Here is a 21811-nt window from a genome sequence, read left to right on the forward strand (position 1 = left end):
GTTTGAGTCTTTTTATTTACTTTACACTTCGCCCCAATAAATTTCGGTCTTATAATCAAAAAACACTTGCCCACCCTGGTTATTTCGTTCAAAAATATTCCGCAGCTCGGCCATCATATTCTCATAGCTTGGATCTCCGGGGACCGGAGTGTAGGAAGACGATCGAAGCCGCCCGCTTAAGCCCTCCAAATCAAATACCTGCTGATTGCTAAAATGCGCTACTTGCATCTGTCCTTTCTTGAAAAAGGAACTAAGGATCTCAGGGGTAATGTTCTTATGATTAACTTGAGTGTAGTTCGTCCCGAAGGTCTGCAGCAGCTGCTCATATTCCTCCAGAAATGGGGTACCGTAAGTAAGCCGGGAGTTCCATATCAGAATAACTTTTCCACCCGGTTTTAGAATCCGCTTGAATTCCAATTGCGTTGCGTCCCTATCAAACCAATGAAACGCTTGGGCGCATACGATAAAGTCCATGGACTGATCGGATAATTCTGTATGTTCAGCAGACCCCGGCGATACAGAGAAATGGTTATCCTTTGCGAAATTCTCTTCCGCAGCTCTACGCATTTCCGGATTGGGTTCAACGGCAGTCACACGACTCCCGCGCTCCAGAAGTAATGCTGAGAAGATTCCTGTTCCTGCACCAATATCAGCAATATCACAATTGGGTTGGAGCCCAATAGTATTGTACAAATAATCAATGGCTTCTCCAGGATAGCTCGGCCGATATTTTACATACGAATCCACCCGATTAGAAAATATTTCTTTGCTATTCATCCTTCGTCTCCTCCTAGGCGCTCAGGTTCATATTCACTTAATTTACCTTGGTAAACCAAACGCAGCCGATCACTTTGGCGAAAATCATCCGGAGTAACGAGTGCGGGCAGCTTATTCCATAACTTAATGCCCGACCGCTCTAGAATTTCCGCTACAAATTGCGAACAAAAATAAGAGTTGCTGAATTCGACAGGCTCCTTCAGGGCAATGCCAATTACGCCGAGAATATTATAGAGATACTTTTGACGGCTTCGGATAAAGACTTGCAAGACCCGCTCCATTTTCTCCACTTCGCGGGCTGTAACTTGAAGTTCATATAGGACACATGTTGTATTAGGGTATTTGCTGAACGTACCTGTCTTAATATCCTCCTTCACAAACCCTCCATTCAGGGGGTTGCTCGGATGCTTTCTGCCAAAGCTATACAGCTCGGAAAGCTCCCGATTAAAGGAGATCGAGGCATGATTATAGGGTGCTTTTGTATAGCCTTGAATGAGCTTCGTAAAAAGCGTCCCGGTATTCGTCAGTAATATAAAGACCGATGGATCTGCTGCCATTTACAATTTTCCCCTTATCAAGTTTGAGCGTTTCCTTCATAATAACATATGAACCCATTAATGGAATCTACTCTAGGACAAGTTGGTGATCAATTATCGACCGCTCTTTATTAACTATAATTCTTATCTTTGCGGCCTTATCGGCCATTCACTTGATGTATGTAGTTATAGGGAAGCTACAGCCAAATAAGGATTATACGGGCATTGGCTTTCGTATCAAGACGTGGTGGGGAATGCTTTTTATCTTTTGCCTAGCTACCCTATTTAATCCCGTCGTCTCTCTGCTGTCTCTCATGGTGCTCTGCTTCTTTGCACTGAAAGAGTATTTCTCTATGATGAAATCACGAAAATCCGACCGCAGGCTATTTCTGTGGGCGTACTTATCCATTCCGTTGCAGTTCTACTGGATTTATATCGAGTGGTACGGAATGTTTATTGTCTTCATCCCGGTATATGTATTCTTGCTCCTACCGCTGCCCAGAATGATTAATAAAGGCACGGTTGGTTTTATGCGTAGTGTCAGCTCCACCCAATGGGGGCTTATGCTGATGGTATTCGGACTTAGTCACTTGGCCTACTTTCAATTTGCTACACCGGAGTATGGAGCGGGGCTTGTACTTTTTCTAGTAGTGCTAACGCAGCTCAATGATGTGGTCCACTATCTGGCGTCACTTTATGTAGGAAAGCGGAAAATAGTTCCCACCGCCAATCCGTATTTAACTTGGGACGGTTTCGCTTTCGCATTTGTCATCACGACAGGAGTTTCCTATCTAATCTATCCCTACCTGACGCCGCTCAACCCAATCTTCGGGTTACTGTCAGGCATGTTGATCAGCTTGAGCGGCTTCTTTGGCAGTTTAACGGTTTCCGTGTTAAAGCGGGATCTGCTAATCGGCGATGGCGATAAATTCGTGGCATTGAAGCAAAGCCATTTAAGCCGGATCGATAGCTTAACCTACACTTCACCGGTCTTTTTTCATGTCATTCGTTATTTTTTCGACTTCATGTAGATCATCTGATGGGGAGCTTGAATCAGCCCTTCCATGAATGATTATGCAGTATCTTCACCATTTGTTCTTGCTGGCTGGCGAACTGCTTATATCGATGTCCGTTGGCGCCCGAGGGGTGGGGAAATCCCCATAAGCAGCGTTGTTTATCAAGCTCACCTGCGGACACAAGGAGTTGAAGTATACTTTCCACTGTTTTTCCTAAGGGAATAATTAAGGCCCGGCTCAGGATGTTCAGCTCCTCACGCAAGGAAGATAATGCCTGCGCCCTGAGGAATGAATTTGAAAGTAGCTTGGGCTGGGCCCCACTATAATTTTTCTTATCCACGAACACGGGAAAATGTAATAAAGAGCTGGTGTGCAGGATCGTCTGCTGCTGCTGAAATAGTTCTTCACAAGAGGTTAGGTTCAAGTGTTGATGCAGTTTAAGTGTATCTAACATATGAATTAACGTGTTCCGCATGGAGCCTGCGAATCTGGCCGCTTCCTTCGCTGTCCTACATACCTCTTCATCTGACAAACCAGCCTCCAGACCTATGATCGCTTCTTGTATCGCTATGCCCATTTGTGTGAACCCGGGCGTTAACCCTATAATGATCACCTTAGCAGAAGGATTAATGTACTCATTATGGGGGGCATAATACATTTCCACCTTGCCATTACGCTCCATTAGAAGCTTTTCCACCTGCAGATCCTCTTTAGTTAGCACTGTACCCTTCGGGAGTGAGAGGATCGCCGATTTATACTGTTGCAGATAGGTAGAGAGGAGCATATCATCTGCCTCACAGGTCTCTATTTGTTATCGAACCACTCACCAGTCGGCCTTCGTACCAGACCGCTTGGCGCTGCGCTCTTCGGGCAACTGCTTCAGCCGAACAGCTGGCATGCAGCAGCACAAAGCTAGCAGTGTCGCCAACCTTTGGCCATACCTGCTCGCCTTTTGGATCAAGGGGTGTTAATCCTCCTGTTATAAATCTGAGGGATTGAGATAATGCCAATTCATCATTGCAGCCGTACAACTCCGCGTAACGCCCTGCCTTCTCCAGTTGATCTCCATTTCCAAAAGGGGACCAGTGATCGGTAAGGCTATCTGTTGCCAGCTTCACTTTTACCCCTTGGCTGTGCAGCATCGGAAGTGGCATCATCATTCTTCCAATAGGCACTGTGGATGCAATAGTCATACCCAGTGATGCCATCCGTTTAGCTACCTCTTCTGCCTCTTGCTGCTGAGCTCCTGCGAACCAGAACGCATGACTGACCGTGACCTTTCCTTGCAAGCCAGCTTCTTCCGTCAGATCAGCTAACCGCGTCAGTGTTTTCTTTCCCGCTTCTTTTCCATCATGTAAATGAATATCAATGCCGGCATTACTCATCACTGCTAATTCCACCATCGTCTGAAGTGACTTCTCGATATCTCCATCCACCGTATAAGGATCTACTCCGCCTACAAAGGTTGCTCCCTCTGCCAGAGATTGTTTTACCAGCTGCACAGAATCCGAGCGCAGCAGGCCATGTTGCGGAAACGCCACAATTTCAGATGAAATTTTACCCGCGAATGCATTTAATGCTTGTACAGTCGCTTCTAATCGTTGCAAGCCGCTGACAGGCTCAATATTGCAATGGCTGCGCACATGTGTGGCACCAAACCCCTGAATAAGCGTCAGGATGCTCTCTGCTTGTTGTCTCGCCATGGGCAGCAGCTTAGGCAATAATACCTTCTCTTCCTCAATCCGTTCGAAAACACTGGACGCAGGCTTTACCGCTCTCCAAGGTCCATCGAAATATGTTTTATCTAAATGGATATGTGCTTCTTCGAAAGAAGGCAGCATCAACAACTCTTTACAGTCATATTTCGGGAGCTGGCTCTGAAGCTCGATGTCTGCTCCAACAACTTCTGAAATCTTATCCCCGTCAATGCGGAGATGACAAACCTTCGTATTCGTACCCGCTACTTGCCCATCCTCAATAACATAACCTTGTTCTAATCTTATATTGGTTAACCAGTAAGAAGCATTCAACATGCTACCCCATCCTTTTCTCAACAATTTATATAGGTACGGACCGCTTTACTCTAAATGTTACCATAGCCCTTGCCATATAAAAAATGATTGAGAAATTTCAATAGCTACAGATCAATCTGACCCCGATGTTTGACTCTGGATCTAGCTTCTCTACTATAATTAACTTCCTTGTTCAGCAGTTCATCTATCCGCAGACACTTCAGACCCTTTTTATCCATTTCTTTTAAGACTTCTTCTAATCCAGTGATCATATTCAAGGGCGCTTCTTCATCTGCCCACGGTGTATCTCCGCTGTCGTGTAGAACAATGATTGAGCCTGGTTTTATTTTTTTTATTAAGGCATCCTTTAATTGCTCTGCACTCAGTGACGCTTTCCAATCTCCGACCATGACAGACCACAATACGATTCGATAAGATTCTCTCAGCAAAAAGAAATCCCCTAGATTAAGAAGCCCCCAAGGTGGGCGGTAAAAGATAGGCCGCTCTCCTGTAATTCGCTCAACAATGTCTGCGGTGCGATCTACTTGCTTCCGTCTATTGGTCCAGGGGAACTGGATCCAGTTGGGTGTATGAGTATAATTATGAATGCCGATTTGGTGCCCTTCTCTGTGCATACGCTCGATCAGTTCCGGATATTGCTGCGCCTTTTTGCCCAATACGAAGAAGGTCGCTTTTATGCCATGCTCTTTTAATAGATCTAGAAGTTCAGGTGTATAACAAGGATCCGGACCGTCATCGAACGTAAACGCAATTTCTTTCTCTGCACCTACCTCCGAGTGAACCCCCCATCCCAATATTCGGGTAAGCGCAAAAGGAACGATCATATAAAGAACAATCACATCCACTGCTAAAATTATGAAGGCCCACATTAGGAAGCCGCCTCTGTCTTACGCGGGGCAAACCGCGCTTTCAAGGACTGCTTGCTAAGCACAAGCATCATGGGAGATAACTTCTCTGTGCTGTCCTCTACACGATGTTTCCCTTCCGGATGCAGCATGCGAAGTAAAAAACGAAGGTATATCCCGAACCAGTGCCGCTGCCATTTGGACTTGATAGGACGCTGCTCAAACCCTATTCCATGAATAATCCCCCGGTGAAGCAGTGTAATCCCGGTTAGCGCGTTTACTTTGCTTAGTTCCGGATTGCTGTCTAGATCGCGACTGATCTCCTTCATAGCCTCGCGAAGCATGCGTGCCGTACGAATTCCGGCCCGATCTGCGCCAAGCGTACGTGTCAGCTGCACAATCTGGCGATTGTCCAAATGAAGCTCACCCACCCAATCTCCCGGAAGTATCCGTTGCCCATCTTGGCAGACCAAACTTTCTCCGTGATATTTCAACACTACCAACTTACATATCCCATATCTACGCACGGACTGACTACGAAATTTGGTGATGACAGCAAATATGTTCTCCCACATCATCCAAAGGGATTGTGAGAATAATTTTATAAATGGAACTGAGGTTACCATCATTTTTCCTTCTTCCTGTTTAAGTTTATCTTCTAGCAAAATCCTTCACTAAACGCCGCGTATACCTGCCGATCATCTTTACCAGACTGTTTCCGAGATAAGCACCTATCCATAGAGACACTGCACCTAACAACATGAAGAAAAGTGAGATGTTAAATGTTTTATTTTCAATCCCAAATAGCGATATAGAGGACACATCTAATAAATACAGGACAGGTGACAACAAGAGAATAATAGGGGTCAAGTAAAAAAGAGTGGCACAAATGAGACTGACCATGCCGATTCCAAACTGCAACATCAACCCTAAAATCGCTCTCCAGTTATGTTCATCCAGAAACTCTGCCTTAACCCTTTCCCACAAGCTGCCTTCTTCTTGAGATCGGGTTGGGAGCGTGCGAACCGAGATATCCGTATAGACTTTAGTTCGAATTCGCTCATGCTGTAAAAAAGTCTCGGTAGAACGCAAAACATAATAAAGGATCGGGATCCCCACTAAGGTGAAGGACATCGAAACTCCAAAGGTAATGCCCACCAAATAAAAACAAAAGTAAAATAGCCCTGTGGCAAAAGTAATTAATAAGAAACAAAAATTTCTCACATGTTTCCGGATTATTTGATTCATGCTTTTCTCTCCCTCTCTGCAATAAAAAATTGTTCATAACTAAGCAACTCCTATGCTAGTGCTTTTGGTGTAAAATCGACCAGTGCCATAATGTCATATGACAAAAAAAACACCCTACTGCCTACTCCCACAAGGGAAAGCAAACAATAAGGTGCTTATCAATTTCAAATACTTCGGTCAGGATTAATCCGAAATGCTAAAAGCCTTCTCGACTGCCTCCTCACGGTTTCGTACCCCGAGCTTGGCATAGATGGTGGACGCGTAATTTCTCACCGTTCCATCGGACAGATATAGTTTAGCGGCAATAGATTTATAACGCATTCCCTTCGAGAGGCATTCTAGAATCTCCAGCTCACGCGGGGTCAGTCCATATTCATTACTCTTCTCTGTCGGTGGTGCCTCTGAAGCTGGATGCATCTCATAGTGATCAATTAATACATTCGTAATATCGGGTGTAATCATCTTTACGCCCCGATGTACAAGACGTATTCCTTCGAACAGCTCCTGCGGCTCGGTAGACTTTAACAAGTAGCCATCTGCCCCGTTTTGCAGTGCTTCGACTGCCATATCTGCTTCTTGAAAAGTAGTCAGGATCAACACTCGTACCCCTGGCCACTTTTTCTTAATAAGCTTGGTCGCTTCCGCACCGTCCATGCCCGGCATATTTAAGTCCATCAGCACCACGTGAGGTTGTTCCTGCTCGCAGAAGCTTATCGCTTGTTCACCATTCTCAGCTAACCCATTGATCACAAAATCCGGCTCCTGCTCTAGAATAATTCGCAGACTATCCCGGATATAGGGTTGATCATCTACCAGCAATAAACGAATCGTTTCCTCCTGTATCTCTTCAAGCCTTGGTAAACTGCAGGTCACTAAGGTCCCTTCCCCTGGCTTAGAGTAGAAATACACTTGTCCTTGCAAGTTGGAGGCACGCTCCTTCATCGCATTCACACCAAATCCTGCTTTTAAATCTCCAGTGCCTAATCCATTATCCTGCACATCCAGCCGAATCAGCTTCTCTTCATAATGTAAGCTGATGACAATTTCACTGGCCTGACCATGACGTACAGCGTTGGTTATCGACTCCTGCAAACATCTGTATAATGTCATTTGGGCCTGCTTAGATACTGTATACGGCTCTCCGAATGTTCTTAAGCGAATCTTAACCTTGGAGAAGGTCTGGAAATCATCCACTAATTTCTGCAGGGACTGCATTAGCGTCAATGAATCCTCCGAAGCGCCCACATGGTGCAAATATCGCCGAACATCATCCAAGCCATTGCGGGTTAACTTTAACAAGGCATCTATTTTGTGCTCCCCTTCAGAAGTATTCACCTCCGAACGTAAAGTCTCTAGCCCCATAATAATTGAAGTATAAGAATGCCCCACCGTATCATGCAGATCTTTGGATAAACGATCTCGTTCTTCCAGAAGTGTCATACGTTCAACTTGCGAGATGTACTGCTCTAAAACAGCATTTTGCTCCTTAATAATTCTGCCCTGCTTGTGATTCACCACCAGTAAATGAAAAGCGAACCCAAGCGTATACACCAAACCCATGTTAACAATCATCGATACAGCATCCATTTGTTGTGACAATCTAGATAACATAATTGGAATCAAAATGACCGTGATCGGAGCTGTCCAACGATAGGACTTCTGTGCACTATTGCTGGCGATCATAAAAGCGATAGGCAGAAAAGTTACGTACGATTCAGGAAACAAAGCAGCCAAATATAAACAAAGCCCACCCGAAAAAAGGATCTCCGCGATCAGATAATACTTGTAATGCAGCTGCAAACAAAACCAAGGCACAGAAAAAGAGACCACGCCCCAAACAAACGCGATCCAGAAAGGAATCGTAAAATCCTCCGAAAGATAACACATGGTGACCAAAAAAGAAGTAGAAAAACAAATCCGAAACAGGAGGACGAGCCAATCGTACCAGAACCACTGTTTGACCAGATTAAACAAGGCATTTCCCCCTATATACTCTGCTGACTTAATCTTTATTATAGTGTAACCCCTTAAGGGCTCACTAGTTACAAAAAGTCATGAGTTGAGATGACATTTTTACTAATGGTGTAATTAGTGTAATTAATCATTCAATGTCCCTCTGAATAAGCAGCTTTTTAAATCAAAACACAGACTGTATGATAGTACATATTATTTGTCCATAAAATTGTAGTAGACCAATTAAACCAATAGGACAGCAAATTCTATAAAGTATGAACACTATCGGAGGAATAATAAACTATGTTAGCCGCACTACTTCATGGCATTGCACTGGCCTTTGGATTAATTCTTCCACTTGGCGCACAAAATGTCTTTGTATTTAACCAAGGGGCCTCGCAGCCACATTTTAAAAAAGCCATTCCCGTTATTGTTACAGCCGCTTTATGCGATACCCTGCTTATTTTATTAGCCGTATTAGGTGTTTCAGTCCTTGTGTTTGCCATTCCCGTTCTGCAGACCGCTTTATTTGCTGTAGGACTTTTATTTCTTTTGTATATGGGGTGGTCTATCTGGAAAAGTACACCTACATCGTCAGCGCAAGACGCAACGCCTCTATCCTCCAAAAAACAAATCCTGTTCGCGCTGTCCGTTTCTTTATTAAATCCACATGCGATTTTGGATACTATTGGCGTCATCGGCACTAGCTCACTTAGTTACACAGGCGTAGACAAAGTTGTATTTGCTGGCGCGACTATCCTAGTGTCATGGATTTGGTTCTTTGGGCTGGCTGTAGCCGGAAAAACCGTAGGACAAATCGACTCCAGCGGCAAAATCATGCGGATCATTAATAAGATTTCGGCGATCATTATTTGGATCGTTGCTGCTTATATTGCCTTCAAGCTTTTTTAAATGGAGGAAAAAGAATGCTGTACACCAATTTGCCGTATAATTATGTCCAATTCACACCATAATGTACTAGAATTTTGACTTACGGCGCAGAATGAGGTACATTACAATTTGGACGAACAATTAACAAACCAAAATACTATAATGTTCGCATTTAGAGGTGTAAATTATGAAAGAAGTATTCGATTATGAAGATATTCAATTAATTCCTGCAAAATGTATCGTAAACAGCCGTTCGGAGTGTGATACATCAGTCACCCTCGGTGGGCATAAATTTAGATTGCCGGTGGTACCTGCCAACATGCAAACCATCATTGATGAGAAGATCGCTATCTCCTTGGCGCAAAATGGCTATTTCTACATTATGCATCGTTTTGAACCGGAGAAACGTACGTCTTTCATCAAAGACATGCACTCCCGTGAATTAATCGCATCCATCAGCGTCGGAGTTAAAGAAGAAGAGTATGATTTCGTCGAACAATTATCCAAAGAACAGCTGGTTCCGGAATTCATTACAATTGATATTGCACACGGCCATTCCGAAGCAGTTATTCGGATGATCAAACATATTAAACAATACCTGCCTGCCAGTTTTGTTATTGCAGGAAATGTAGGAACACCTGAAGGCGTTAGAGAATTAGAAAACGCTGGAGCTGATGCTACTAAAGTTGGGATTGGACCAGGGAAAGTATGTATCACTAAGATCAAAACTGGATTCGGTACAGGCGGCTGGCAGTTAGCTGCACTACGCTTGTGTGCCAAGGCTGCAAGCAAGCCAATTATTGCCGATGGAGGCATTCGCACACACGGTGATATTGCTAAATCCGTACGATTCGGCGCTTCTATGGTCATGATTGGTTCACTATTTGCCGGTCATGAAGAATCTCCGGGTGAAACCATTGAAATCGCTGGGAAGCTCTATAAAGAATACTTTGGCTCCGCTTCAGAATACCAAAAAGGTGAAAAGAAGAACGTCGAAGGTAAAAAAATTGCGGTTGAGCATAAAGGGGCTTTAGCAGAAACCCTAAGAGAAATGGAGCAGGATCTTCAATCCTCCATCTCTTATGCAGGTGGCAATAAATTAGAGGCTATCCGTAATGTGGATTACGTTATCGTTAAGAACTCCATTTTTAATGGAGATAAAGTCTATTAATTGAACAAACAGGTGAGCAGGATGACTTAGGTCAATCTTGCTCATCTTTTTTTATGAGAACGAGTTCTGCCGGTCTACTTTGGGGTAATGGTAAGAATAAACTCCTACTAGATCACAATAGAGAGGATTATCCTTATGCGGCAAGCTATGATTATTATTAACCCCTCCTCCGGCAAAGAAGAAGCCAGCCAATATGTCAGATATGCAACAAGAGTTCTAAGTGATAAAGACTACTCCGTTACGATCAAGGAGACGGCAAAAGAACTAGACGCCACTCGTTATTCCATCGCTGCTTGTGAGGAAGGTTATGATCTGGTGGTCTCCATCGGCGGGGATGGCACGCTTCACGAGACCATTAATGGTCTTATCGATCAGGAACACCACCCAAAGTTAGGTGTGGTTCCTTTAGGAACGGCTAATGATTTCGCCCGTGCATTACAAATTCCACTGAATCCCGAAATAGCCATTCAAACCCTTGCCTCCTCAAATTTAAAAACAGTAGATATCGGTCGCTTAAATGACCGCCTATTCGGCAACGTGGTTGCTGTAGGTTCAATTGCCGGAGCATTATCCTCTGTATCCTCCGAAGATAAAACCAAACTCGGCTCATTGGCATACTTAAAAGAAGGTCTTAAACAACTTACAAGCCCTACAGCCCACCCCCTTATCATTCACCATGATGGACAAATGTGGCAAGGAGACTCCTTACTCTTTCTCGCCGTATTAACCAACTCAGTCGGCGGGTTCGAGAATCTAATACCGGATGCTGCGGTTGACGACGGTCTGCTTCATTGTTTTATTATTTTGGACCTCAGTATATTCAATACCATTACAGCCAGTATATCTTTACTGCTGGGTACCCTCAAGGATCATAAAGATGTTGTCTATTTCACAGCCCACAATGTAAGTGTAAGCTCTCCAGAAACCGTAAGAACCAATGTAGATGGCGAAGAAGGTCCAACTTTGCCTATTACGCTAAGTGTTCTCCCTCGTCATATCCAAGTCATTGTGCCAGAAGTGGACTAACAAACAAAAAGCAGTCCGGAACTCAAAAAGTTCCAGACTGCCCTTAATTTATGGACGCCCCGATCCATATCTTACTAATCCAATGACTAAGAAGTTATTTCTATTCCACTACAATAAATTTTTTGCCTAATAACCACATTCCGCCGCTAATCCCTAAGAAATAAATAGGCATCGTCAGTAATGAACCATTATGGAGAGCGCTCATTCCCCACGTCGCCAAGCTAACAAGCAAATAATAACCCAAGCTGAATATCGCACCTGCTGTTCCTACAACATCCTGAAATTGAACAAGAGCAAGACTTAGACAATTAGGTAAAGCAATCCCTGCACCCATTAATAGGACAAACAGTGTTATTAGAATACATACGATCACTATCATATCCGGCAGCGAGTCAAGACTGCTTGCGATTGTTAATAGCAAGGCTCCGCTCGCCATTACTAGACAGCCGATATGGATTATTTTTTCTGGGGCATAGAGGGTTAATAATCTTTTGGAGATCATTGCGCCTACAATCGACGCCAAAGCCACAATAATGCCGAGAAAACCATAGACTCCTGGTGAAATCTGAAAGTGTTCAATAAATATAAAAGGAGCTTCAGCATAATAGCTGAACAAGATTCCGTTAATGCCTCCAATTAGTAATCCAAACACCAATACACGTGGCAATGCGAGCATTTTTTTGACTATAGGCAGAATAGCCACCTTTTTTCTCATGGAAACATCAGTGGTTTCTGGCAGCTTCCAAAAAGCATACATAAATAACAACACACTCATCATTACTAATGTAAAGAAAACCGCTCGAAAACCAAAAGCTTGATCCACCCATCCGCCAATTAACGGACCTACTGCGGGAGTAAAAGCAATGACCGCCGAGATTTGGGCAAACATAACATGCCGTTTATTCCCGGAGACACTCTCACGAAGAATGGTTTGGGTAATAATCGAACCTGTTGCTGCTCCAAACGCTTGTATAAACCGGCTGACTAACAGCAGATGAATGGATTCTGAGTAAAAACACATCAAGCTTCCCATACCGTATACAAGAAGTCCAGCCAGCATGGAAGATCTCCGCCCGATGAAGTCAGACAACCAACCCCAGCTAAAAACTCCTAAAGCAAATCCAATAAAATATATACTTAACGTTAACTGTACAGAACTATTGGCGGCCCCAAGTGCTACTGCGATATCCGGTAACGATGGAGTGTAAATCGTCTCACTAATTTGCGGAAAAGCCACAAGAACAATCATTAAAAGTAACGATGGTGCTGCATATTTTTTCATCTTATTTTCGCCCTCCTACAAGCTTATATCCTCGAACAACTACAAGAATATGAGCCTAGCTAGGGAAATGGGGGCATCATTATGGCAAGACGACTATAGATCATCATGTTAGAAAATCACCTTTCATTGTTATGCTTTCATTTTTTTATAGGAGGGCTTACCCGAAAGATATCGGGCAAAGATTTGAGTTTCAATTATTCAACCAAAACATCATTATACACGGTAATAGAAAAGCTCTCAAACGAATCGCTTCGCCTGAGAGCTTATTTAGGTTAGGAATTTTGTTCTGATAATCCATGTATAGTTACGCCAACAGCGCTGGATTTCTTTTTGTCCTGAGAAGCATGTAGCTTTACCATCACAAATCTTGCAAACGGCTGTATCAATATACTTTCAGCGAACAGTGCAATTAGGAAATTTCTTGGCCAATTGGCTAAGAAGTGATTAAACGTTTGAGAACTCAACCCGTTTCCGATAATGTCTCCAATAAACGTCATACAAAATGACATTCCTAGTACGGTGAATAAGATACGGAATAGGATTTTGGCGTTGAAGCTATCTGTAGGTTGTGTGAATATAGCTGTCAGCTTTTCGGCAATACGGCCAATAACAACAGGCTCAATAATCATGACAATTACCCAAATGATCGGAAACACCTTAAGAATCGTTAAGGCAACCTCACCATTAAATTCTCCAACCCCTAAAATGATATTTATTGAGGACATAAACAGTACCGTCAGTGTAGAAATGATTGCACCATATAATGCCCCCTCCTTAGCGTTTCTTGGTAATCTTGCTTCTTGATTCATGATGTTCTTCCTTTCAATATTGTCGGTAATAGTTTGGCGATAGTTTTTAAGGGAGTTGTAGATTTTTGCGTTAGGCACAACATCATCGCGCCTTCGATCGAAGCCGTCATCCACAATGCCATCTCGGAGGCTGATTCCTGCGAATAACCTTCAGTTACAAGCTTATCGCAGTAAATTCGTTCCATGTTCTCATAGAGCAAGCTACATGCCTGGCGAACAGGTTCACTCACCGTAGCCATTTCACTGACAATACTGCTAAAGGTATATCCGGTAATCGTGCCCTCGGTTTCTAAGTTGTGAATCAACTTGTCGATCATGGATTGTATAGCTTCTAACGTCGATGGATGCTTTTTAAAAATATCCTCAATATCTATCGTAATTGCTTCATTTAAGCCCTTTAAACAAGCAATTAATAGTTCTTCTTTTCCATTTGGAAAATGATGATAAAGCGCTCCTTTGGTCACATTACAGGCTTTTAAAATTTCATTCACGCCTACATTTTTATATCCTTTTTGCTGAAAAAGAAGTGTCGCCGTCTCAATCATTAGCGATTTTGTATCCACAGTAACGTACTCCCCCTAACATACCAACCGGTCTGTTTGTTATTATAGCAATATAAAAATGATTAATGTAAGTCTTTTTTTGCTTTTTTTCAAAAAATATTTCATTATTTTCATTTATAACTGAAAACAGGATATGATCTAGTAAGTCTAGAAGTTAATGTGGAGTTCAAAACATAATTGTCGTTATGAATACAAAAGAATAGGGTGTATATATGAAAAAAAACGCCTTAGTAATTATGCTGATAAGCTTGATTACTTTAATCTTTATCGCAGCTTGTAATGGTAATCAGAAAAAAGATGACTTTTTGACGCCATACCTTACTCAAGAAAATAAATCTTTTTCAATCCTAATTTTATCGGAGAACGATCGTTTTTTTGAGCAAACTAAAGAGCTTGAGGATATTTACAAGGAAAATATGACTTGTATCAGCAAAGCAGGTGTTATCAAAAAAGATTCGAAAGAGGGCGACCGCTTAAAAGAGGATTTGAAGATCAACACTTACCCTTCATATATCCTATTGGACAATAAAAAAGTGCTGCTTATAAGCGAAAATATTGAGCAGTTTAAAACAGAGTCAAAACAAATCATAGAAGAAATTCTCAACAAATAATGCATAGATATTTAAGTGCCTACAGCAAAAAGGGCTCAGTTTCCTGAGCCCGCAAATACTTACCCTACTATGTTTTTATGTCTGAAGAATTGTCCCAACACTCCACGTTCTCCAAACCCTCTATGCTATCTTTATAAAAGACAGGGTCCTTCCCTGCGCGCTTCTGGCGCTTATAATCCTGCAGGGCGGCAAAGGCCACTTTAGATAACAAAAGGATAGCGATCAAATTCACGATGACCATGAAGCCCATAAATAAATCAGCCAAGTCCCATACCAATTGAACCTTAGCTACGGAGCCAAAAATAATCATCGCCAAGACGCTGTATCTATAGAATAGTAATACTTTTTTATTGGAGTTCAAGAATTCTATATTGGTCTCACCATAATAATAATTTCCGATTAACGTACTGAAAGCAAACAACAAAATCATGATCGCTAGGGATCCAGAAGCCCACGAACCAATATGTTCGCTTAATGCCGCTTGTGTCAGCTTAATTCCATCCAGCCCTGGCTGTTTATACGCATCGGATAACAAGATAATAAAAGCAGTACTCGAACAAATAAGTAACGTGTCTGTAAGTACACCCAGCGCTTGCATCAGCCCTTGTTTCACCGGATGACTAGTTGTTGCAGTTGCCGCAGCATTCGGAGCACTACCCATTCCCGCTTCATTGGAGAATAGTCCCCGTTTCACCCCTTGCAGAATAACTGCCCCAAAAGATCCCCCCGCGATTTGTTCAAATCCGAAAGCACTTTTCACAATAAGCGCCAGAATCGCCGGTATTTCCGTAATATTAATTAACATAATAATAACAGCAGCCCCAATATAGATCCCTGCCATAACCACTACAATATATTCGGACATTCTAGCTATACGTTTAACCCCACCAAAGATAACAGCCGCAAAAGCAGCAGCGACTACAAGTCCAAGAATCACCCGATTAGTGCCAAATGAATTCTCAAAGGCCACTGTAATCGTATTGGATTGAACTGCATTAAATACAAGACCAAAGGATAACGTGATCAGAACCGCAAATACCGCGCCCATCCAACGTTTTTTCAGGCCTTGCTCCATATAATAGGCGGGCCCCCCACGAAATCCAGTCTTGTCCTTCACTTTATACACCTGTGCCAGAGTACTTTCAATAAATCCGGACGCTGATCCAATAATAGCTATGACCCACATCCAAAAAACAGCCCCTGGTCCACCTATTGCGATAGCAATTGCGATCCCTGTAATATTCCCTGTCCCAACCCTTGCTGCCATACTGATACAGAAAGCCTGAAACGACGAAATGGAATCTTTTGACCTTTCATTGGACTCTTTAAGAACCCTAAACATTTCTTTAAACATGCCAAACTGAACAAACTTTGATCGAATGGTGAAATAAATTCCACAAACAATAAGCAGAACCACCAAAATTTTCGACCAAAGAAAGTCATTTGTTGTACTAATCATACTGTCTAACATTTGTTGCATGTGAATCCGCCTCTCCATTGTGTCGATACCCAGTTGCTGAACCTTAAGTTACATAGTATTTTCAAATATAACAGCCCTTATTTCAAAAGCCAACAAAAAAAATTAGCCAGCAACACCATACCTTACACCGGTGTGAGAGCTATTTCCCCATCTTCATCTGAGCTCACAAGCTCCTTTAGATTAATCTAGGTATTATAAAAAAATGAAAAAGCATCCGGTGGAAGAAATGTATGACAACAATGTATGCGCGTATTTATATCGTGGAGAACATTTGGTTTGATTTGATTTCAAGACGAACGAGGAACGAAGCTATAACATCAGCAGCACAACTAGTGCCCTTATTAGCCGCAAAAGATATTAAAGAAATGGCTGTCCTCTATCATGAGCTAGCCAGCAAAAATAAAATCGTTCTGGCTAGTCAAAAAGATAAAGATCCCACCATTGTTTTGGACCATCCAACTATGGGATCGCTTGAGACATCCATTCCCGGGGTTATCTCGAATAATCATAGGCAGATATTTTCGAGGTATTAATTAGCCACAGCTTTAAAATATTGGTAAACCTGATTTAACTTCTTATCATGTTTCCCTTTCGGACTCTCCATATTCCCAAACTCGAAAAACTTCACTTTCTTGATGCCACAAAATTGAAATAATGCTTTTCTCATCAGCACTTTATGGGAATTATTCAGCCAATATAAAGGATAAAGGGTCGGCCCCTTCATGCTGGAAATGCAAACCACAGACTTTCCTTTCAGCAGCCCTTCGGGGATGAGGCCACCCTTTTCTCTGTAAGCGAAATTAGAAGCAAACATTTGGTCAATATAACCGAGCAACATCGCGGGAGGACGTCCCCACCAGATTGGATACACAAACACAATTTTATCGGCCTGACGAATCTGCTCCCGATACTTCTCGAGCTTGGGATCGATATGCATGTCTCTTCTACGTTTATTCTCATTAAAGACCAGCACAGGATCAAATTGCTCTTCGTAAAGATCAAGGACCTCTATCTTCGTGATCTTTTGATTCTCATTACTTCCCTGAATGACTTTATTGAAAAAAGCATAACTTAAACTTTTATGATTCGGATGTGTATAGATGACTAAAACGTTCATTGCTCCACCTCTTTAATTATCATTTGATAACAAAATGGTATCACAACCCTCATTTAGTTGTCAAATGATAATTGTATTATGATAATTATTTTGTTAAGGTTTACAATAAGAGGTGATCCTTATGGACAAACAAGCGTTTTTTCAGAAAATTGTTACCTTTACGACAGCAGTCCATGAAGTAACATTTGACTTTACCAAAGATGTAAGACCGGAAGGCATTACGCCCGTTCAATATAGTATTCTGGAATATATTGCGGTTAGCCAGCCTGTTACCCTCAGCCAAATCAGCGATTGTAAAAATATCTCTATGCCGAATACCAGCCGTGAGCTCAAGAAATTAACAGAAAAAAACCTGTGTGAGAAGCTTGATGTCGCCGAGGACCGGCGTAAGCAAATGATCCGGTTGTCTGATGCTGGACAAGCGATGATGAACGAGGCTTTTGAGCGGATCGGTGAACGTTTTCTGAACCGGATTAAAGAGGTTCCCCCAGAGGAATTAGCCGAGATTAACCATGCCCTCGATATCCTGCAATCTAAGGTGTTTAACACCCAGCAATGATCCGAGAAAAAGACAGCAGAGCAGCAGCGGTTCCCCCATTAATGGGAGCACCGCTGCTCTGTGTTTTGGGTCGTTGGTTAGCTGACTCAAGACCGATTATTGGCTAGTTAAAGCCTGACGACTTCGAATCAGCCTCACCTTCAGCTAAATCGCCGAATCGTATTCGTCCACTGAGGCTTTCGGACCCAGATGACGTTATAGGCATGTTTTTAGCCTTTTGTGCGTAGTTTCGGACTCCAGCGACGCTATTCCTATGAATCGGGTTCATATTGGGTGTTTTTTATGCCAATAGCTGCTATGCGGTCCGTTGGCATTCCAAATATGCGAAAAAGCTACATTTAAGGTCAGCTGAGTCCGAAAGACGCTTCCCTAATAATCACCTAATAGAAATAGGCACTCCTCTTAAGGAATGCCTTGATTGGATTATAAGTATTCTTAGCCAGCGAAATAGACTATTTCACCAGTCCGCTGATAAAAGTCTCAAAATTGTCAGCCAAACGTGTGATTTTGTATTTGTTATCCCGATCTACATGAATAACCTCAGGTTCGCCATCATTCCCGAATTCACGGTAATCCAGCATCACCACTTCATTCTCAGAAGGACAATCACAGATCACCACACCAACTTCAGGATAACGTCCATTTTCAATCACAGTCCGGCTTCCTGAAGCTCCACACAGCGACTTATTCTTATCTCGTCCAATTCCGAGGATACCAGAAATCGTAATAAATTCTCCTGTTCCCGGAATCGGATAACGATTGTTATGAGGAATTCCCCCATTATGTAACTTCATCATATCCACATAGGAAGCAGGCAGCTTAAAGACCAGCTCTTCTTGTACTGAAGTAATCAATGCATCTGAAGGCGGGTCAGAAATATATTCTGAGAACGCATACTCGCTGTCATCCCAGAAATTAGTGGTATCCAACGCTATTACAGGCTTCTTAGCAGGTTTGTTTACAGGCTTTTTCGCAGCTTTTTTAGCCAATTTACGTTTGATCCAGCCCAGAAACTCCAATGTGTCTTCATCATCAGGTTCCAGCTGATCGGCAATCGTAAACGCTTTTAAAGCTTCGTCATATCTTTTCAGATAATAATAAGAAACCCCGATACGGTAATGCCAGAGCGGGTCACCTTCACCCTCATCTTCAATGCTCAAATACTGCTCTAAAGCCTCTTCATATTGCCCGAGATTATTAAGCGCCCTGCCCAAATGACTAGTTAGAACATAATCTCTTTCCTCTTCAGGAATTTCCGTGATTGCATCCACGATTTCTTGAAATTCATCTTCCTCATGCCATTCATCCAATTTTGCCAATAACTCATCACTCATCATTAATACCTCCTATTAACGATCAATCAAAATACCTATTAGAAATTATACCATTTCTAACCTATGCCCAGCCAATAACGCATGTCCTAGCCCTATCAATCAAAAAGCAACTTCCCTTTTTGCTGTGAAAAACAGACCGCAGCGTTTATCTGCGGTCTGTTTTTCGTATACAGAAAACCATTTTAATTATGGTAACTATAATTGCTGCTTTCTATCCTGCCTTTACGACTGCATCCCGTTTTCGATCCTCTGCAGGAACTCTTCAACGGCACTATAGCCAAGCTGTTTAAGGTACCAATTGTTCGCAGCTGCCTCGATCAGGCCAGCCACGTCGCGGCCAGGCTGAAGCTGAATTTCAATATGCGGAATTTGCACGCCAAGATATTCTGTGAACTGGGGTTCGATTTCGAGCTCATTATTCAAGGAATTCTCCCGCCATGGTGACAACTCGATGTCGAGTACAATTCGTGTCTCTTCCTGAAAAGCTCTACGCCCGTACTGCCGTACAACATTGATCAGACCAATACTGCGCAGCGCTAGGAATTCACGGGTCGTTTCATTATGCGTGCCGAGAAGCGTCGCCGGTCCCAGCTTCTTAAGCACAACTACATCATCGGCCACAAACCGATGGCCTCTTCTAATGAGCGTGTGAGCGGTTTCGCTTTTTCCGATCCCGGACTTGCCTCTCAATAGGACACCTATACCAGACACGTTCACACACACTCCATGAATTGAAAGTTCTGGCGCCAGCGCCTTCACCAGATAAGTATCAATCTTTGCGATGAACTCTGACGTCGTCTCTTCCGTCCGAAGTAGTGGTATACCTTCTTGGTCGCAGAATAAAGTCAAATAGGGAATCTCCTGCTGACCCGTCGTCACAATAAAGCATGGGGGATGATACTTAACGATATTGCCAATATGTAACTTGCGTTGCTCAACGCTTAGCTTTAGCAGATAATTGATTTCTTTACGACCCAACACTTGTACTCGCTTCATGGGGAAAAAGTCGAAGTAACCCACGAACTCCAGACCAGGTCTATGTGTCTTAGAGCGAGTGATCTCGCGGTCCATGCAGCTAGCACCCGCAAGTACTTCCAGCTTAAACGTTTCCGTAAGGCTTTGAACGGTAATCGATTTCAATGTTGTTCTCCTCCTGTGGCTACGTATTTTGAATACGTAATACGGTTACCGGGATATATTCAACGACGAATAGAATGATTCCTGCAAAAGAAATAGACAGATCATGAGATATTAACAACTATGTTCCTTCAAGAAAATTAATGAGGTATATCTCCGGTTGCGTGAGAAAATCTGCAAAACTACATAAATCCGCGTACGTCTGATGTTCCACGTCGTAACAGCCTATCAGGCCTTTTTTCTTCGGATTCCACATAAGCAGCAGATCAGAGTAATTATCTATGTCGGCTGACAGACGGAGCAGCTTTTGCCGGCCGATTTTTATTTCAATGGTATCAGTTAATGTGAAAAAGTCGATATATCTAATTTCATATTCATTTTGTGTTAGCTCAAGACGCAGTTTTGTTCCAGTAAGAAAGCTAACCAATTCATCAGACAATTTATATTTTCTCAGCTCAAACTTCTTATTCTCGATATCATGAAATTCAGCCGGCTCTAACGATTTCAAAAAGTCAGCCAAAGCTGTATTCTTATTGCTCACAGCAATGGTGTAAGGGCGATCGCCATCTTTTTCCGCCAAGGTAACGTCTGCGCCACGTTCAATCAAATATTGTACCATCGCTTGATTACCCATTCTTGTGGCAACTGTTAACGGAGTGGCTTGATAAGGATAGACCATATCAGAATTGTTGTAATTAATGTCCACCCCATGATCCAGTAAATAAGCAACGGTCTTAAGGTCGTGATCTGACACCGCTTTGCGTAATACAGCCCCACCATGCTGCTTAATATCTAATCCTAGCTCATGTATGAGCGGGATATTGTTTTTGTTGCCGTAGTAGGCCTGCGAATATGCACCTGACTTGACCTGATTAAGCTTGTCCAGTTTGGCCCCTTGTGCTGCAATATAGCGGACGATATCTTCTTTGCAATAGCGGACCGCGAGCAAAAAAGCCGGATTATTCTTCACATTCAGATTTACCCCGTGTTGTACCAGCAGCTTTATGACATCCATTCTCTCTGATATAAGCGCCAAATCTAACGGGGTTAACGTGGTATATTTGCTAAGTACGATGCCCTCTTCAATATCCCAGCCTGCTCTAATGGCAGCCTCTAATTCCGGAATATTTCCTTTGTAAATATGCATGGCCATTTGCGGCAGTTCCTCGAACTTCCCTATATCCTTCAGACGGATCATCTATTATCCACTCCTACTTCAAGTATTATGAAGAGTATAGAGAACCGTATAGTAAAAAACAATCCAAACTAAGGATGTTGTTCTAACAAATAGTCCTCATAATGTTCAGATCGGTGAGATTATTGCTGCTATTTCAAAAAATAAAAAGAAGCTCCGTAAATTCACGAAGCTCCTGTTTACAATTTATGATGGTAAGTAAAGTTGAAGCAGCCTGCTGTTGCCAGC

The 21811-nt window shown here is 42.7% G+C and carries 23 protein-coding genes; 7 read left to right on the top strand and 16 right to left on the bottom strand.

Features of this window, described 5'->3' with window-relative positions:
• Positions 1 to 21: 21 nt before the first annotated feature.
• Complete coding sequence (locus MKY54_RS30105; protein WP_339188947.1) at positions 22 to 777, bottom strand: class I SAM-dependent methyltransferase; 756 nt, start codon at positions 775 to 777, stop codon at positions 22 to 24.
• Positions 774 to 1334: a hypothetical protein gene (locus tag MKY54_RS30110; RefSeq protein ID WP_036682293.1), complete on the bottom strand. Its 561-nt coding sequence runs from the start codon at positions 1332 to 1334 to the stop codon at positions 774 to 776. Before MKY54_RS30110 ends, MKY54_RS30105 begins: the two co-directional genes overlap by 4 nt.
• A 95-nt stretch (positions 1335 to 1429) precedes the next feature.
• Here MKY54_RS30110 and MKY54_RS30115 point away from each other — a divergent pair, with 95 nt between their 5' ends.
• Complete coding sequence (locus MKY54_RS30115) at positions 1430 to 2344, top strand: phosphatidate cytidylyltransferase (RefSeq protein ID WP_339191317.1); 915 nt, start codon at positions 1430 to 1432, stop codon at positions 2342 to 2344.
• A 22-nt stretch (positions 2345 to 2366) separates the two neighbouring features.
• On the opposite strand, the gene MKY54_RS30120 is transcribed toward MKY54_RS30115, so the two are convergent.
• The 6 genes from MKY54_RS30120 to MKY54_RS30145 all read right to left on the bottom strand — a co-directional run bounded on the left by MKY54_RS30120 (position 2367) and on the right by MKY54_RS30145 (position 8429).
• Positions 2367 to 3026 carry a uracil-DNA glycosylase family protein gene (locus MKY54_RS30120; protein WP_339188950.1) on the bottom strand — a complete coding sequence of 220 codons (660 nt, stop codon included), beginning with the start codon at positions 3024 to 3026 and terminating at the stop codon, positions 2367 to 2369.
• Between the two features lie 97 nt (positions 3027 to 3123).
• A complete protein-coding gene (locus MKY54_RS30125; RefSeq protein ID WP_076191571.1) occupies positions 3124 to 4362 on the bottom strand; it encodes an amidohydrolase in 1239 nt (412 codons plus the stop codon).
• Positions 4363 to 4466: 104 nt separating this feature from the next.
• Positions 4467 to 5231, bottom strand: a complete 765-nt coding sequence (locus MKY54_RS30130; protein ID WP_076220092.1) for a polysaccharide deacetylase family protein — start codon at positions 5229 to 5231, stop codon at positions 4467 to 4469.
• Complete coding sequence (locus MKY54_RS30135; protein ID WP_254847726.1) at positions 5231 to 5836, bottom strand: polysaccharide deacetylase; 606 nt, start codon at positions 5834 to 5836, stop codon at positions 5231 to 5233. Before MKY54_RS30135 ends, MKY54_RS30130 begins: the two co-directional genes overlap by 1 nt.
• A gap of 22 nt (positions 5837 to 5858) precedes the next feature.
• On the bottom strand, positions 5859 to 6455 hold the full coding sequence (locus MKY54_RS30140) for a sensor domain-containing protein (protein WP_076124185.1): 597 nt from the start codon (positions 6453 to 6455) through the stop codon (positions 5859 to 5861).
• 183 nt (positions 6456 to 6638) lie between these two features.
• On the bottom strand, positions 6639 to 8429 hold the full coding sequence (locus MKY54_RS30145) for a hybrid sensor histidine kinase/response regulator transcription factor (RefSeq protein WP_339188954.1): 1791 nt from the start codon (positions 8427 to 8429) through the stop codon (positions 6639 to 6641).
• Between the two features lie 282 nt (positions 8430 to 8711).
• On the opposite strand from MKY54_RS30145, the gene MKY54_RS30150 reads away from it, so the two are divergent.
• The 3 genes from MKY54_RS30150 to MKY54_RS30160 all read left to right on the top strand — a co-directional run bounded on the left by MKY54_RS30150 (position 8712) and on the right by MKY54_RS30160 (position 11496).
• A complete protein-coding gene (locus MKY54_RS30150; RefSeq protein WP_076124191.1) occupies positions 8712 to 9320 on the top strand; it encodes a LysE/ArgO family amino acid transporter in 609 nt (202 codons plus the stop codon).
• A gap of 166 nt (positions 9321 to 9486) precedes the next feature.
• A complete protein-coding gene (gene guaC, locus MKY54_RS30155; protein ID WP_036682307.1) occupies positions 9487 to 10470 on the top strand; it encodes a GMP reductase in 984 nt (327 codons plus the stop codon).
• A gap of 135 nt (positions 10471 to 10605) precedes the next feature.
• A complete protein-coding gene (locus MKY54_RS30160) occupies positions 10606 to 11496 on the top strand; it encodes a diacylglycerol kinase family protein (RefSeq protein WP_339188956.1) in 891 nt (296 codons plus the stop codon).
• Positions 11497 to 11596: 100 nt separating this feature from the next.
• On the opposite strand, the gene MKY54_RS30165 is transcribed toward MKY54_RS30160, so the two are convergent.
• The 3 genes from MKY54_RS30165 to MKY54_RS30175 all read right to left on the bottom strand — a co-directional run bounded on the left by MKY54_RS30165 (position 11597) and on the right by MKY54_RS30175 (position 14150).
• Complete coding sequence (locus MKY54_RS30165; RefSeq protein ID WP_326046186.1) at positions 11597 to 12778, bottom strand: multidrug effflux MFS transporter; 1182 nt, start codon at positions 12776 to 12778, stop codon at positions 11597 to 11599.
• Between the two features lie 272 nt (positions 12779 to 13050).
• Complete coding sequence (locus tag MKY54_RS30170) at positions 13051 to 13587, bottom strand: DUF2798 domain-containing protein (protein ID WP_076124197.1); 537 nt, start codon at positions 13585 to 13587, stop codon at positions 13051 to 13053.
• The gene (locus tag MKY54_RS30175; protein ID WP_076124199.1) at positions 13584 to 14150 is read right to left on the bottom strand and encodes a TetR/AcrR family transcriptional regulator; all 567 of its coding nucleotides are present in this window, start codon (positions 14148 to 14150) and stop codon (positions 13584 to 13586) included. Before MKY54_RS30175 ends, MKY54_RS30170 begins: the two co-directional genes overlap by 4 nt.
• A 212-nt stretch (positions 14151 to 14362) precedes the next feature.
• Between MKY54_RS30175 and MKY54_RS30180 the strand changes: the two genes are divergently transcribed.
• Positions 14363 to 14761 (top strand): hypothetical protein, encoded by a 399-nt coding sequence (locus MKY54_RS30180; RefSeq protein ID WP_076124201.1) that lies wholly within the window; start codon positions 14363 to 14365, stop codon positions 14759 to 14761.
• 67 nt (positions 14762 to 14828) lie between these two features.
• On the opposite strand, the gene MKY54_RS30185 is transcribed toward MKY54_RS30180, so the two are convergent.
• Entirely contained in the window at positions 14829 to 16241 is a 1413-nt protein-coding gene (locus MKY54_RS30185) for an alanine/glycine:cation symporter family protein (protein WP_339188962.1), read from the bottom strand.
• A gap of 230 nt (positions 16242 to 16471) precedes the next feature.
• On the opposite strand from MKY54_RS30185, the gene MKY54_RS30190 reads away from it, so the two are divergent.
• On the top strand, positions 16472 to 16774 hold the full coding sequence (locus MKY54_RS30190) for a hypothetical protein (protein WP_339188964.1): 303 nt from the start codon (positions 16472 to 16474) through the stop codon (positions 16772 to 16774).
• On the opposite strand, the gene MKY54_RS30195 is transcribed toward MKY54_RS30190, so the two are convergent.
• Positions 16771 to 17358 (bottom strand): NAD(P)H-dependent oxidoreductase, encoded by a 588-nt coding sequence (locus tag MKY54_RS30195; RefSeq protein WP_076124205.1) that lies wholly within the window; start codon positions 17356 to 17358, stop codon positions 16771 to 16773. The genes MKY54_RS30190 and MKY54_RS30195 overlap by 4 nt on opposite strands.
• A 121-nt stretch (positions 17359 to 17479) precedes the next feature.
• Between MKY54_RS30195 and MKY54_RS30200 the strand changes: the two genes are divergently transcribed.
• A complete protein-coding gene (locus MKY54_RS30200) occupies positions 17480 to 17917 on the top strand; it encodes a MarR family transcriptional regulator (protein WP_076124207.1) in 438 nt (145 codons plus the stop codon).
• Between the two features lie 452 nt (positions 17918 to 18369).
• Here the strand turns inward: MKY54_RS30200 and MKY54_RS30205 are convergent, their stop codons facing one another.
• From MKY54_RS30205 to MKY54_RS30215, 3 genes are all read right to left on the bottom strand, one after another.
• A complete protein-coding gene (locus MKY54_RS30205) occupies positions 18370 to 19251 on the bottom strand; it encodes an SMI1/KNR4 family protein (protein ID WP_076124209.1) in 882 nt (293 codons plus the stop codon).
• Positions 19252 to 19473: 222 nt separating this feature from the next.
• The gene (gene hprK / locus MKY54_RS30210; RefSeq protein WP_076124211.1) at positions 19474 to 20391 is read right to left on the bottom strand and encodes an HPr(Ser) kinase/phosphatase; all 918 of its coding nucleotides are present in this window, start codon (positions 20389 to 20391) and stop codon (positions 19474 to 19476) included.
• 118 nt (positions 20392 to 20509) lie between these two features.
• Positions 20510 to 21586, bottom strand: a complete 1077-nt coding sequence (locus MKY54_RS30215) for an ankyrin repeat domain-containing protein (RefSeq protein ID WP_076124213.1) — start codon at positions 21584 to 21586, stop codon at positions 20510 to 20512.
• Positions 21587 to 21811: the final 225 nt, after the last annotated feature.

Origin of the sequence: Paenibacillus sp. FSL P2-0121 (genome assembly GCF_037975345.1) — a bacterium.
In the GTDB taxonomy this organism is placed as follows: Bacteria; Bacillota; Bacilli; order Paenibacillales; family Paenibacillaceae; genus Paenibacillus_AQ; species Paenibacillus_AQ odorifer.